This window comes from Shewanella sp. Koi 1 (assembly GCF_052907445.1).
In genome coordinates this window covers 2,021,682-2,036,025 of sequence record NZ_JBREJM010000001.1, presented here as the reverse complement: position 1 = coordinate 2,036,025, position 14,344 = coordinate 2,021,682, and the positions used below count along the sequence as shown (strand labels likewise).

General features: G+C 37.1%; 10 protein-coding genes. 7 read left to right on the top strand and 3 right to left on the bottom strand.

The genetic code is table 11. The annotated features are described in order from the left end of the window. The first annotated feature begins 211 nt into the window (after nucleotides 1-211). On the top strand, nucleotides 212-1,465 hold the full coding sequence (locus ACUZ8J_RS08980) for a tyrosine-type recombinase/integrase (RefSeq protein ID WP_446693624.1): 1,254 nt from the start codon (nucleotides 212-214) through the stop codon (nucleotides 1,463-1,465). Here ACUZ8J_RS08980 and ACUZ8J_RS08975 read toward each other — a convergent pair. Both ACUZ8J_RS08975 and ACUZ8J_RS08970 read right to left on the bottom strand, forming a co-directional pair. Continuing rightward, nucleotides 1,460-2,548 carry a hypothetical protein gene (locus ACUZ8J_RS08975; protein WP_446693623.1) on the bottom strand — a complete coding sequence of 363 codons (1,089 nt, stop codon included), beginning with the start codon at nucleotides 2,546-2,548 and terminating at the stop codon, nucleotides 1,460-1,462. The two genes, ACUZ8J_RS08980 and ACUZ8J_RS08975, sit on opposite strands and share 6 nt — an antisense overlap. 76 nt (nucleotides 2,549-2,624) lie before the next feature. Beyond that, nucleotides 2,625-2,885: a hypothetical protein gene (locus ACUZ8J_RS08970; RefSeq protein ID WP_446693622.1), complete on the bottom strand. Its 261-nt coding sequence runs from the start codon at nucleotides 2,883-2,885 to the stop codon at nucleotides 2,625-2,627. An 808-nt stretch (nucleotides 2,886-3,693) separates the two neighbouring features. Between ACUZ8J_RS08970 and ACUZ8J_RS08965 the strand changes: the two genes are divergently transcribed. From ACUZ8J_RS08965 to ACUZ8J_RS08955, 3 genes are all read left to right on the top strand, one after another. Beyond that, complete coding sequence (locus ACUZ8J_RS08965; protein ID WP_446693621.1) at nucleotides 3,694-3,990, top strand: hypothetical protein; 297 nt, start codon at nucleotides 3,694-3,696, stop codon at nucleotides 3,988-3,990. 494 nt (nucleotides 3,991-4,484) lie between these two features. Continuing rightward, the gene (gene avs4, locus ACUZ8J_RS08960; RefSeq protein ID WP_446693620.1) at nucleotides 4,485-9,179 is read left to right on the top strand and encodes an AVAST type 4 anti-phage nuclease Avs4; all 4,695 of its coding nucleotides are present in this window, start codon (nucleotides 4,485-4,487) and stop codon (nucleotides 9,177-9,179) included. 589 nt (nucleotides 9,180-9,768) lie between these two features. Then, entirely contained in the window at nucleotides 9,769-10,632 is an 864-nt protein-coding gene (locus tag ACUZ8J_RS08955) for a phage integrase N-terminal domain-containing protein (RefSeq protein WP_446693618.1), read from the top strand. 24 nt (nucleotides 10,633-10,656) lie between these two features. On the opposite strand, the gene ACUZ8J_RS08950 is transcribed toward ACUZ8J_RS08955, so the two are convergent. Then, nucleotides 10,657-10,926: a helix-turn-helix domain-containing protein gene (locus ACUZ8J_RS08950; protein WP_446693617.1), complete on the bottom strand. Its 270-nt coding sequence runs from the start codon at nucleotides 10,924-10,926 to the stop codon at nucleotides 10,657-10,659. A gap of 96 nt (nucleotides 10,927-11,022) precedes the next feature. Between ACUZ8J_RS08950 and ACUZ8J_RS08945 the strand changes: the two genes are divergently transcribed. The 3 genes from ACUZ8J_RS08945 (at nucleotide 11,023) to ACUZ8J_RS08935 (ending at nucleotide 13,838) form a co-directional block, all read left to right on the top strand. Further along, nucleotides 11,023-11,211: a hypothetical protein gene (locus ACUZ8J_RS08945; RefSeq protein ID WP_374904449.1), complete on the top strand. Its 189-nt coding sequence runs from the start codon at nucleotides 11,023-11,025 to the stop codon at nucleotides 11,209-11,211. Then, nucleotides 11,211-11,609 (top strand): hypothetical protein, encoded by a 399-nt coding sequence (locus ACUZ8J_RS08940; protein ID WP_446693616.1) that lies wholly within the window; start codon nucleotides 11,211-11,213, stop codon nucleotides 11,607-11,609. The genes ACUZ8J_RS08945 and ACUZ8J_RS08940 overlap by 1 nt, the downstream gene beginning before the upstream one ends. A 279-nt stretch (nucleotides 11,610-11,888) precedes the next feature. After that, nucleotides 11,889-13,838, top strand: coding sequence for a Calx-beta domain-containing protein (locus tag ACUZ8J_RS08935; RefSeq protein WP_446693615.1), 1,950 nt, complete (start codon nucleotides 11,889-11,891; stop codon nucleotides 13,836-13,838). Nucleotides 13,839-14,344 lie beyond the last annotated feature (506 nt).

Sequence of the window (14,344 nt, the reverse complement as noted above, 5' to 3'; positions counted from 1 at the left end):
GACCCCTGACACCCCATAAATATTTTTATATGTATTAATGTGCAAGAACGCATGATAATGCGCAATAATGAAATCAAAATAAACTTATAATTGACATATAGTTATACCAAAAGTTAGTCTTAATGCATCAGAGTGAATTTGAGTGTTGATTTGAAGTGCCGTGCTACACAGGGTGCTACAAATAGCAGGCTATTGAGTAATGGTGCTAAAAATGAAGAGCGTGAAAATAAAGATAACTGATTCCATTGTCAAGCAAGTACCTGAAGAGGTGAGCCGTATCAATGACACTGAGCTATCTGGCTTTTACGTACAGATCGGCGAACGTTCACCTAATGGTACTCGTTCGTTCACTTACTATCTGTACTACCGAATCGGAGGCCGTAGCGGAATTCAGCGGCGTTACCCTATTGGCAATGCCAATGTGCTTACTGCCTCAGAGGCCCGAAAAGAGGCGACAAGGCTTAAAGGTAGGGTTGCTATTGGTGAAGATGTGTTTTTAACCAGAAAAGACGCCCATGCTGCAATAGCAAAATCTAAAACAGAGCCTAAAGTCGCATTACTCGCTAAAGAATTTATGGATATCTACATTAATCAACATCGTAGACGACCTGAAGAAGTCCAGCGCATGATGGATGCAGATATATTACCAACGTTAGGGAAAATTAAGCTGAGTCAACTCGACAGACGCTTGGTCATTTCTAAAACGTTAGATCCTATTTTAGAACGTGGTTCTAAAGTTCAAGCGAATAAGACACTCTCTGTTTTAAAGCAAATGTTTGACTTTGGTATTCAACGTGGTTGGCTAGACAATAATCCTTTGACTGGCACTAAACGACAAGTGATTGGCGGGAATGAAAGCTCAAGAGATAGGCACCTATCTTTAACTGAGGTTAAAACGGTTTTTGAAAGGCTTCCACAATTAGGTGTTTCCCATCAGGTTATTACCATTTTAAAGCTCATACTGCTAACCGGTTGTCGAGTCAATGAAGTAGCCTCCGCAAAGTGGCGGGAATTTGATTTTGATAATCAACTTTGGACAATCCCTAAAGAAAATGTAAAAGCCAAAAAAGGCAAAGAAAAGGAGCATTACGTTCCGCTGAACGATCACCTAATTGCATTGCTTGATGAAGCAAAAAAGGCCTACGCTTACTTAAATTCTGAATACGTGTTCCCAAGCCTATCTTGCACAACTGTTGCACCAGGTATTAAGCCCATAGATAAACGTTCAGTAGCAAGGGCTGTGAAACGCCATATTGAAGAGCTAGGTGTTGAGCCATTCACGCCACACGATTTACGCCGAACAACCGCAACTATGTTGAGTGAATTAGGTGTTGATCCTATCGTGGTTGAAAAGATACTTAACCATGAATTAATGGGAGTAATGGCGGTCTACAACCGCCATCAATATATGGATAAAAGAAAAGAGGCAATGAAATGCTTGAGCATTCATTTAAGCGGATTATAATGCTCCTTCATTCACAATAGCGGATGTCGGAATTGAAACCCAAACTTCACTCGAGTTTGATGGTGAGATAATAACTTTGTCTTTTAACGAAAGTAAGACCCAAATATTTTTTAACTCAGCTACATTATCAATAGATTGTATTAGATACTCGCCGTCTTTATTTTTCCACATATCTTTTTTTATATTGCTAATACTTTCTGTTCTAACGGTGTAAGACGATGAAAAATTACCAAGTCCTAGCTGCGATACCACATTTGATGACACTTCCGACTGAAACAGTAATGAAATGACACTAGATATCAAAAAAAATAAATACGCAAAAAAAAGCGAGTCTCTAAAACTGATAACAGATGCAACTAGTATGCTATAAAATAAATACACCGCTGAAAGTGTTACCCAAAAAACAACCCCATCATTACCAATTAAAAAATGCATTGCTTTTAACATCAAAAAAATTGAGAATAGTAAAATACTAATTCCTAAAGATGTTGATACTGCGGATATAAAAAATGACTTTGCATTACATTTATTAACAATTATCAACCCCTTAAGTTTAAGAGGTCTTTTTTCATAAAGCCAGCTTTGTCGGCTTGAAATAAGCAACCCTAAACAAAAGACTAAAGCTATAATCAACAAACCTAACCTTTCATGCGTTTTTACATCAGAAAAATATAATGACAAGGTTAAAGTCAGTAACGAGAACATAAATAAAAATGATATAAGAATTAACAAATCCCCTTTTGATTTTGAATATTTTTCAGATTCCCACTGCAGACTTCCTAAAAACACAAGCGTGCCAGGCAAGAGTAAAAGTAGCGCAAAAAATATTGCAATAAAAATAGAATACAACGCTATAGCAATCAACACTGTAGGCGAACTTATAACTGAAATAAACTCTCTTTCTAGGCCAACTTTCTTTAAGTAAAACAGGACAAGAAATACTCCGGTTGCACTTATTATTGGTGTTATTACTGTTAAAGTTTTCGACATAAAATCTGAAATCAAACTAAGTATTTTGAAAAACCGACTTCTTTCGAAAATTTCTTCATATTTTAAAGTTCTCAAAGAATTTCTGTGTTCCATTATTGTAATTCATCCGCATATTATTAAATAATTGATTCTAAATGATCATCTTAAGTAAACCAATGTTATTTCGGATCTAAAAATCATTTAATTCAAGACTCACCACAAAGCAGCCTCCCCTCTTCTGCATTACAGGTATAGCAAAGCCATTACGCATAACCCATAGCTGCCAACAACGGCCAGAACGCACACGATAAAACTTATCTGTAATGATTAAGTCCTTTAGTGTTATATCTACCGTCTTTGTCTTCGCTTTGGCTAAAAGGCTGTAATCGACATCCTTTGCTGTAGCAAAGTAATATGTGATGGTGTCTTGATGTGTAGTTGATCTATTCATTCTTAATATCCTCGTTCAGTGGTAAGCCAGATACTCAGGCGCTGTTTGCCTGAGGTGGTGCGCTTTACCGCTAACGACAGCGGCTCTACGAATGAACAAGACGGTCAAGATGCTAAATCGCCCCGCTCTATGGGGCGCAAAGCGGGGGGCCCCTTTGGGGTTCCGATTTAGCATTTGATGGGATTGGAATGAGTGGAAGTTGTTTTGAATGACAGCGCATACCATTGCAAACTAAAAGGAGTAACTAAAGGCTCCGCGCGTATATTCAGTAGACTATCCTCAGAGGCTCTGACGGTAAACCCATAACGTCAGGTGGGATTACGTCCCTCTCGGGGCGACCCCGAATGCACCATCACCCAAGAGCGCCTAGCTGTGGGCCGATTGCTATCGGCAACCAATCGCGGCATGCGCTGCCAAGTTTCAGTCTCTCATAAAGAGCAAATTTTTTACGGCGAAAAGCACAGGTAAATTTAACGGGGGTTTTCTGTGCAGCATTATTGCTTCGAGTCGTCCCTACTCAAAGAGGTAGGGACGACTCGCAGAGTCGCCAACACAGGCCATTGCTCGTGATGCCTGTGTACAAACCAGCACAGAAAAAATCTAAGGGACAGTAAAGGGACGGATTTTTTTAAACAATAAAATCTGTGAGAAAAAGATCTTAGATAAGAGGGGAAAACGCATCGTATTTAGCTACTCGTCATGCCAATACCTACACTTTTGATTCGTACGACGCGAGATAATGTTGACGGGATAATCACAATGTATCATGTTGGATTACAGTATGAGATGAGACACCGCTAGGAACAGAATGAAACTTTACGAAAAGCAGCTAGTGAATACTGTCGTGGATCGGGTATGTGACGTCTGCGGTAACAGTGTCATGATTGACGTTAACGGCCATAAGTATGAAGAGGTTGGCGAACTAAAAGCTCACTGGGGTTATGGCTCGAAAGAAGATGGCACAGCATACCACTTAGATTTATGTGAAGCTTGCTTTAGATACGCTGTATCGTCACTACGCGAGCTTAGACGAAGCACCATTATGTTCGATAAAGATCAAGAGTTCCCGAGCGAAGATTTCGGTATAGATAAATCTCGAACGTAATGATGATGGCAACGCATTTGTAAAACAGTTATGCCCCAAAACGAGTTAGCTGGTTGTTTGAGGCGCAGTTAAACGCCGACTTTCTCGCCTACAAATTTTCATCCATTTTATTCAAATATTTTTATTCTTGGACATGTCTAATAGCTGGGCAGGCATACAGTTATATTAGAATTATGGCGATTTTATCCTAATTTTATGCGCGTTTCCACATTCTATTCCAAATAAACACTTATAAAATCATATTGTTATAATTCTCATGGGTTAGATAATGGGTTTGAAAAACACGCATGCGCGTTTCGCTGGATAGTGTATTTGCTAAAAAGGTGATAACTTCTTTGCAATACAATTAGCTAACCGTGTGCATTTTTACTGGTCTAATGAGATAAACGCGCATGCGCACTAATAAACTGTTGGGCGGTGGACCTCCTCGGCGCTAATAGGAATGATTTGCCAATCAGTTTACTATAGTATTTGATAGAAGTAAGGTTGTATAAATGAATTGGAAAATTTTTGATTTAAAATACGATAAACAAGAGACATGGGCATTTGAACAAATGTCTTATTTGCTTTTTTGTGCAGAGTTTAACAATAGAATTGGACTATTTCGATACAAGAATCAAACTGGAATTGAGACAGAACCGTTTGAAAAAGACGGAAAACTATATGGATTTCAAGCTAAATACTACACAACCTCAATTTCTGTAAATAAAAACGACATAATAGACTCAATAAAAAAAGCCAAATCCAAAAATAAAAAATTAGACGTATTACTTCTATACGTCAACCAAGAACATTCTGAAAGCACTTATAAAACGAAGAAGAAACCTCAATACCAATTAGACATTGAAAAATCCGCCGAGGAAACTGGAATAGATATTGAGTGGCGAGTCCCAAGCCATTTTGAACTACAATTGTCTTTGCCTGAAAATAAATACATAAATGACATTTTTTTCAGTCTTGACCCAAACGAAGGAGATTTACTTGATGAGGTTTATAAACATAACGAAAATATTTTACAAGCAATACAGACTGAAATACCCTTTGGTGATAACAAAATTAAAATTGACAGAATACCTATTATTGAAGCAATAGCAAATTCTTTTGAAAAGAGAAATAATATCATTATTTCCGGCGAAGGTGGTTGCGGTAAAACCGCAATTCTCAAGGAATTTTATAATTCTAACGTTAAGAAAATACCAATTTGTGTCTTTAAAGCAAACGAACTTAAAGTTAATCATGTTAATGACATATTTAAATTTGAAAAAAAATTTACATTTAAACAATTTCTCAATATTTTTAAAGATGAACCTATTAAAATTTTTGTAATTGATTCAGCAGAAAAACTTGCAGAAATTTCAAATAACGACATTCTAACAACACTAATTATAAAATTAAAAGAGCATGCTTGGAATATCATCTTCACAACACGCTATGCTTATCTTAATGATTTAACATTTCACATTAAAGAGAATTATCATTTATCATTTGAAGTTAATGACATTTCATTAATTAGTGTTGATGAGCTAAAGTCAATATCAGCAGAATTTAAGTTTTCACTCCCCTCCAACCAAAAGTTTGTAGAAAGACTTAGAAACCTATTTTATCTACGTGAATATATTCAGCAATATTTGAACATTGACAAACAAGAAAACTTCAAGGGGTTTATTGACCTACTTTGGAAAAAGCGAATACAAAACAATTTTATTCAAAAAGACAACCTACATCTTGAAAGAGAGAAGTGCATTATTAATATCGCAAAACAAAGATGTAGAACTGGGCGGTTTTATATAAATGCAGATGATTTACCACAATCAGCATTGTTTCAATTAAAACAAGACGAAATTATTGGTTATGATGATGCCCATGACGGATACTTTATCACTCATGACATTTATGAAGAATGGACTTTGGATAAAATTGTCTCTCGCAGTTTTTTAAATCATTCAAATACAAAACAATTTTTCGACGAATTAGGAGATTCGCTTCCTATACGAAGAGCGTTTAGATTATGGTTATCTGACCACTTATTTGAAGATAGTAAAGAGATAAAAGTTTTTATCCAGGGAGCATTTGCAAATGATGAAACCACACAATTTTGGAAAGATGAGATTTTAATTTCTGTTCTATTGTCAGATTATTCGGAGACGTTTTTTAAGTCTTTCGAGAATGAAATCATTGCAAATGATTTTAAAATATTAAAACGCATTTTATTCTTATTAAGAATTGCATGCACTGATATTTCTTCAATTGCAAGCATTGATGTAATTAAACCAAAAGGTAAAGGTTGGGAAGAAATAATTGCTGTTATTTACAAACACAAATCCATTTTTTTTGATAACAATCTAAAAATAGTTTTACCCATTTTAACAGATTGGTGCGATTTCAAAAAAAACGGAGCAACAACAAAATACTCTGGTTTACTAGCATTGAGTGTAATACAAAAAACTGAAACTGATGTAAAATTTTACTTTGACAATGTTGCAGAAGAAAATATTTTAAAAGTGGTTTTCAATGCTGCCAATGAACTACAGTCAGAATTAAAGGAAATATTCGATAAGGTCATTACTAATAAATGGATAGGCCATGGAGACCCATACGAAGGGCTTTGTTCAAAGATATTAGAGAAACCATACATAGCAACGGAATTAATTAAAACACTTCCATTATCTGTTATCCGATTGTGCGACTTGTTTTGGCGAAAACAGCCGGGAAAGCATGATAGATTTGGATATTATAGAGATAGTATGGAAATCTGTTATGGCTTAACAGAAAAACATAGCTTCAATTATTTCCCCTCAAGCGCTAATCAAACTCCAGTAAAGTGGTTATTGCAAATAGCCTTCCATGAAACACTTGATTTTATTATTGATTTTACAAATAGAGCTGTTGAATCTTATAGTCAGTCCAACTATGGGAAAGAAGATGTTGTGAAAATCACATTATATATAAATGAAAAAGAAATAACACAGCATTTGAGTTGGGCTATTTGGAGTATGTATCGTGGTAATGGAAGCCCTGTTGTTCCAAGTGTACTACAATCCATGCACATGGCATTAGAAAGTATTCTTTTAGAGTTTTCGCAAATAATAAAGTCCGAAATCATTCAGAAAATACTTCTTAAAATTCTCATTCAATCAAAATCAACCTCTCTTACTTCGGTTGTTTGCAGTGTTGTGCTTGCAAACCCTGATAAATTCTATGATATAGCTTTAATACTATTTAAAACGATTGAATTATTTCATATGGATACTATCAGAAGCACAAATGAGTTTCAGGCTAAATCGTTATATTCAATTGGATATGGCATTAATAAAATTAGAGATGTTTTATACGCAGATGAAAGATTAAAATCATGCGAAGATAAGCATAGAGAATTAAATTTAGAATCATTGTTTATTAATTATCAGTTTTTCGGTGTAAAAGGTTTTACGGAGGAACAGAATACGGAATTCATCGAAAAATTGTATGGGATAATTGACCAACACAAATCCAATGCTTCAAAAAGTAAATCATTCGGAATATTGCTGGCAAGAATGGATAGAAGAAATCTTAATCCTAAAGTATCGAAACAAGACGAAAACCATCTTCTAATAGAATTTAGTCCAAAAGAACTTTCAGATGAGCATAGAAAAGAAAGCGAACAAGCACAGAATCAATACCAAGAAATGTTGAAATATTCCTCTCTAAGGGTTTGGTCAGATTTTTTGATTGGTGATAGAATCCAAAATAAAAGCAAAAAACAGGAGGAATATGACAACGATCCTCTTATAGCTTTATCAGACACGAAAAAACTTCTTGAAGACCTGAAATCGGGACGCAACGGAATAGGTATGCTTGATTATTCCATACCTGCGTTTTCGTGTTCTAAATTATTGATTGAACACAAAGATAAACTATCAATAGAAGATAAGGATTTTTGCAAAGAAATCGTTCTTTCAACAATATCTAATCTTTTTTACGATGATTACGCCTACCAAATAAGTGACGGAGTTGAGGCGTCTGTCCATGCGATTCCATCATTAGTGAATGAATATCCTGAAGAAGCAGAAAATTATATTTCATTAATGGTTTTGATCCTTCTGGATGAAACACCAATTGGACATTACAAAAGAATATGCGATTATGTCATAGAATCAATTCATAAATCAAAATTGTGGAAACAAAATGAAAATGTTGCTCAATCAGTTTTGTTCGGATATGTAAAACTCAAGCCTATTTACAGTACAATTATTGCAGAAATAAGGAAAGAACAAGGTTGGGGGCGTATTTCTAAAAGGACAATAATAGAAAAGTTATATGAGATAAATACTGATTTCACTTTTAAAAATATATCATTTGATATCGATGATGTTGACTCACTTGTCATTCATGGTTTGGAAATAGTTCTCCAGCTAATTCCTTCTGACACGAAAAATATAATTCACTTAAACATTTACGCAAGATCATTGCCATCCTTGGCTTCACAGTTGTTGAAAAACAGAAGAAGTTACAAAGACGATTCAGGAGACGAATCTAATATTTATTCATTACGTTTACATGTTTTCAAAAAATTTGCTCACTTTATCTTACATAGAGATATAACCGAAATTAACACCTTTCTTGAACCATTTCTTAATTCTTTTTCATCAACAGAAGAAACAGCTTCTTTTATTGAAGAACTTGTAATTGCGGAAGATTCACTTAACAAATACGAACAATTTTGGTATATTTGGGATAGCTTATTTCTGAAAATAAAGGAATTAGACATTAATCCTCGTAACTATTATTTAAAAGAAATCATAATAAATTATTTATTAGCATGGCCTTGGTGGCGCGAAGGTATTGAAGCATGGCATAGCTTAAGAAGCGAGAATTTATCCCTATATACTAATGCTTCTAAAGAATTAGGAAGCATTCCTGCAGTATTGTATTCTATTGTAAGAGTTCTGAATACAATTGGAGCTAACTTTAAAGATGAAGGTATTGATTGGATTCATACAATTGTATCAACCAATAGCTCTTTAAGTCTTAATGATTTAGAATCAAATACATTATACTACTTAGAGAAATTTTTAAGGAAATTTATTTTCATTAATAGAAAAAATATAAAGGAAGAAATAAGATTGAAAAACAAAGTTATTCCGATTCTTGATTTCATGATTGAACGAGGTTCTATACATGGCTACTTGTTACGAGAATCTATTCTTTGATTTGACCATAGAAATGTGATGCGCCCGACAAGGCGCTGCACTGGACAGAGATTCCGCTGCGCGCCATCCCTGCCAGTGAGCTTTATCGTTAACCCATAGATATTTTTATCCGAAACTGACGAGTTAGAGTTAAGGCTTTAACTCGAAAATGCCCCTAAATGAGTTTTGAGATATGTTGCAAAAAGACTTGTAATAATTGATCAGTTTGATAACATAAATTCTGTAAATAGCTCTTAAAGAGCATTCAAAACAGGCGTCGTTTGACTGCCTACAACACGTAAAGAGGGCTGTGTTTGCAGCTATCACGAAATTCCCCTCAATAGTCTTTGGGTCATATCAGACCAATAAATAAGCACAGTAGACTGTCATGTATTCCCACAGGAACGTGCAGCTCAGCTTATTCGCTTTAGATCAGTTTAGCCCCTGTGTTAGTTAATTCTGACAGCATTCATAGTCAAGGCTATGAATTGCGGCTTTAAAACTCACCAAATTCGGCTTACGCCCCCTGATCTCGCTTATTTATTAATGTTATGACCTTCGGCTTTTCTCATTTGATCTATTCATTCTTTTTACGTGCGAGAAAACAGCTATGAGTCAGCTTGGCTTCAAATTAGGCAAGTTAGTCAAAGATTTTAAGCAAGACAGTTATTCAACAAGAAGTACACGCAAAAATATATTAAACCTATGTGCAAAACAACTGCTTGCGGCAGGCTTTAAACTACGTGATCCATCAGGCTTAAAACCAAAGCATATTGAAGTCCTCGTCAACCAATGGAAAGCAGAAGGTATTGCTGACAAAACACTTAAAAACCGCCTTTCAGAATTACGGTGGTGGTCACGAACTATCGGCAAACCTAACATTGTAGCGCGAGATAACTCAGCGTATAGCATTGGTAAGATCAAAAGTAACCCTGTAGGTAAATCAAAAGAATTAGATCTCCAAAAACTCAACAACGTCACCTGCCCCTACGTACAACATTCCTTGAGACTTCAACAAGCTTTCGGCCTAAGACGCGAAGAAGCAATCAAGTTCAACGTAGCATATGCGGACCAAGGCGAGTATATTCGTCTCAAAGGTTCTTGGACTAAAGGCGGCAAATACCGAGAAGTGCCAATTACCACAAACGCACAACGGCAGCTAATCAATGATATTAGAGCGTTTACCAAAGGTGGTTCTCTTATCCCAGCTCAGAATAACTACAAACAACAACTAGGGAAATATGAACGAGAAACCGCAAATGCAGGATTAAACAAAAATCACGGGTTACGGCATCATTATGCAAGAGAACGGTATTTAGCATTAACAGGATGGAAATGCCCTGCAGATGGCGGTACAAGCCGAAAATCTTTGTCTGAAACAGAGCTAGCTAGGGATGTTGAAGTCAGGCTTATCATTAGCCGGGAACTAGGACATGAACGCTTTAGTATCAGTTATACCTACCTTGGCAGTTAACTATTTTGGCATGCCAAAATGAGCTTACTGCTGCTTACTCCATTCTAAAATTTTTAGCGCTAAGTCATCGTCTTCACAAAAAAGATAAGCCGTGGGGACATTAAGTACCGCTGCAATAGCTCTAGCGGTGCCATAGTCAGGGAAATGCACACCTTTCTCGTAGCGATTCATTCGTGTCGATGCCACAAATGCATCTAGTCCAATCTGAAGACCTAACTGCTTTTGCGACAAACCACTCAACCGTCTCGCTTCTTTCATTCGTGTCGGAAAGGGGCTGTAGCCACTCGTTTTCATTCAAAACCAAAAATTTACTTGAAAACAAGGATATTGTTCGTTTTAATGACTTTCAGATACTACGTATTTCGTAGCTTTATTTTAGAGAGAGTCGCTATGCTGCTTAAAGCACTAAAAGTTGTCGGATGGGTTGCGGCTGAAGTGTTGCTTCATGAAGATAAAGAAGGTGATAAAAAACGCTTTATGGAAGAACATGGCGATGGACTAGGTAACATTAATCACTATGGTAAAAGCTATACAGGTAGTGAAGCCAGTGATGCCTATGACCGTGGGGAATTTTACTAATGATGAACTTGGACAGTTATTTCAGTGCAAATAAATCGCTTCCTTCTGAAATTCGACCATTCCTTCCTGCACTCCATATCATCCTTTCTAGGCTTGAAGGGCTTATTCCGCCACATGATACTCAGCTTGCCTTTTTATCTGAATTGCCAGGAATGAAAGAGGAAGAATTATTGGTTGCACTTCTTCAAATGGATTTTCTAAAACACCAATATCAAGCTGTAAATGGTGAGTTTTGGGATATTCAGCGGGAGTCATATCTGGATTTTTGTGCAAGAAATACAGAGGCTATTATTCAACCACTTAATAACAATAATGCTGTCTTGGCCTCGTTTAGCATGTGGGTTATCACGCTATGTGATTGGGAAAGTACCGCTTTAGCGTCCACTCAACAACATTGAATTTTGGCATGCCAAAACAGGAGGAAGTCATGACGACATTTAGCATATTTTCGATTGTTATATGTGGTTGGTTAATCACGAATACAAGCATTCGCATTATGCATTTTTTAAAGCAAGTCAGCGTGATTAAGTAAGTATTTTGGCATGCCAAAATACTTACCACTTTAAAGCCTGAAAATATTTATGCATGTGTTTTGCTTAGGCAAAGCGCAAAGGGAGTCTTTTGTCTGAAGTTCGGCAGTTCCAGTATTTAGTTGATGATAACTATGGAGAAATAAAATGAATCAACGTTATATCGCATTAGCTTTACCCTTTGTCGTGTTATCCGCAAAAGCTACTGATATTCGCCCTCTTGCCGTCAATGAAGTCCATAACCAAATCTTGTCTCCTATTGCAACTAGCAACAACGCAGATACCGTTGCCGATGTTGTCGTGTTTTACCAACCCTCGTTTTATGCAAAGTATGGTGAATATGCAGCATTAAAACGAATTGAGGCTTGGTTTGATATCGCCAATGAAAGCTATAAGGCCCACGGTACAAACTTTAGACTCAACATCGCCGATGTGCTTCCCGTTGAATCTATTGGGGATGATATCCCCTTTGATGATGTCACTGATGCTAATGGTAAGATCATCCAAGATGGCGCAGAGTATTTATTTTCCTTAGCAGTATTAAATGCGGGCTCTGCGGAATATGCCGCCTATCAAACAAAATGGAAGGGTGATTTGGTCGTGTATGTCCGAGAGATGCGCCCCAATGACACTGTACTTGGCCGAGCAAGCATTGGTGGGGAGATGTCTAGCGTACTTGATGATGGACGATTGCCGCAACAATTCACTGCACTAGCGCACGAGATTGGGCACAATATCGGGATGAACCATGAGGCAGCTAAAGCTAATATAGGTCCTGACTATGCCCGAGCTTGGAAGTGTGGAGGCAAGCAAACTATCATGTACTCTTCCTCATCCGCGTCAACGACCTTACTTCACTACTCTTCACCAGAACTCTTTAATGGCGGCATGGCATGTGGAGATGGCAAACTAGCCGATAATGCTCGGATCTTAAAAGAAAACTTTCCTTCAATTACCACTCGCCGAGAAGGAGTGGCATCTATTGGTAAAGTCAGATTTGCTAATACGGTATTTTCTGGAAATGAAACAGATGGCATCAACGTCACGCTAATTCGAGATGGTGATTTAACTCAAGCTGCTTCTGTTAAGATATTTGCCGAAAATGGTAGCGCTATCTGGGGCAGCGATTTTTTGGAGTCTCATATTATTGCTCACTTTGCTGTTGGCTCAGATACCAGCACAGTTACATACCCTATTGTGAAGGACACACTGAGCGAAGGTATAGAGGATTTTACCCTTAACTTACAGTTTCCCTACAAACTGACCGCAGATACAGCGACCGCACAAGTAAAGCTCCAAGATGGAAATCAAACCGGTTATGCAGGTTTATTCTCAATTGATGGTGCATCTGTAATAAATGAAGGCGAAAGCGCCCAATTTGTGATCACTCGTGTTGGCGGCACTGGCGAAGTAGCAGTAAACATTAAAGCTGTGAGTGGTACAGCTACTGCTGGCAACGATTATGTCGACCTAAATCAAAACGTACTGTTTGCAGAAGGCCAAACCAGCGCCACGGTGACACTCAACACCATTGATGATATAGAATACAAATCTTTTAAAGCGTTAAAACTCATTATCACTGCCGCTAGCGATAACGCTGAATACGATGTTCAAGAGTTACCTATCACTATCATTGATAATGATCCTGCCCCCACAGCTCAAGGCATATTTACACTATCAATTAGTACATCATCCATTTCAGAATCTGCTGGCAGTATCACCCTGACTATCACACGGACAGACGGAATTAGCGGCGCAGTTTTAATGCGTGTTTTGACACAAGACGGCACAGCTAAGGCTGGAACCGATTATCAAGCTCTGGCTCAAGACGTAAGTTTTGCTGATGGTGAAACCAGTAAAACACTATCCGTCGGCATTATCGGCAATTCATCTGTTGATGGTAGTCGTACATTCACGATTAATCTTGTAGGTGAAGCCACCATCAGCACACCATCAATAACGCTCACAATCACCGATGATGATTCAGCTAACAACGGTCAGAATGGCAATGACTCTAACGAAAGTAGCGGCGGAAATCTGGACAGCTTAGGGATACTTTTACTCAGCGTCACAGCCCTCTTCCGTAGAAAAAAATAGTGGAATAGCTGTTAGCCTCTCTTAAGGCATTTATTTTTTGGCATGCCAAAATTAAATGCCTTTCCCCACCTAGAATAACGATTTTTGCAAAAAACAGCGAAAAACCTCTTCGTCCAATTAGTTCTTACAATCAATTTAAAAAAAAATGAAGGGTTTATCGCTGGGGTTTATATAACAAAATTAAGCGCTATGAAATTACTCAAGCCAATTTTTGGGGCTTTGTGGAGAACCACAGAAATTTAAGCTTTTTTTGATTAGAACTATACCTAATGAAACTAATGTACATCAGTGAAATGACAGTTATCTGAGTGAATTTAGATCTGATTTTTTTTGCAAAAAAATTTTTATTCGTAAAAAAATTTTTTTATTGGTAATAAAACTTATAAAACAACATGATAAATCACAATCATGCATTGACGCACTCGATAATAAACTCTAGCATTAATCCTGTGAGGTAATTTTAAAACAGGCGCTCACGAGCTGCCTTTTACACGTAACGAGGAACC

Excerpts from the sequence above, each read along its gene's own strand:
- ACUZ8J_RS08980 (WP_446693624.1), top strand. The coding sequence starts at position 212 with ATGAAGAGCGTGAAAATAAAGATAACTGATTCCATTGTCAAGCAAGTA.
- ACUZ8J_RS08975 (WP_446693623.1), bottom strand. The coding sequence starts at position 2,548 with ATGGAACACAGAAATTCTTTGAGAACTTTAAAATATGAAGAAATTTTC.
- ACUZ8J_RS08970 (WP_446693622.1), bottom strand. The coding sequence starts at position 2,885 with ATGAATAGATCAACTACACATCAAGACACCATCACATATTACTTTGCT.
- ACUZ8J_RS08965 (WP_446693621.1), top strand. The coding sequence starts at position 3,694 with ATGAAACTTTACGAAAAGCAGCTAGTGAATACTGTCGTGGATCGGGTA.
- avs4 (WP_446693620.1), top strand. The coding sequence starts at position 4,485 with ATGAATTGGAAAATTTTTGATTTAAAATACGATAAACAAGAGACATGG.
- ACUZ8J_RS08955 (WP_446693618.1), top strand. The coding sequence starts at position 9,769 with ATGAGTCAGCTTGGCTTCAAATTAGGCAAGTTAGTCAAAGATTTTAAG.
- ACUZ8J_RS08950 (WP_446693617.1), bottom strand. The coding sequence starts at position 10,926 with ATGAAAACGAGTGGCTACAGCCCCTTTCCGACACGAATGAAAGAAGCG.
- ACUZ8J_RS08945 (WP_374904449.1), top strand. The coding sequence starts at position 11,023 with ATGCTGCTTAAAGCACTAAAAGTTGTCGGATGGGTTGCGGCTGAAGTG.
- ACUZ8J_RS08940 (WP_446693616.1), top strand. The coding sequence starts at position 11,211 with ATGATGAACTTGGACAGTTATTTCAGTGCAAATAAATCGCTTCCTTCT.
- ACUZ8J_RS08935 (WP_446693615.1), top strand. The coding sequence starts at position 11,889 with ATGAATCAACGTTATATCGCATTAGCTTTACCCTTTGTCGTGTTATCC.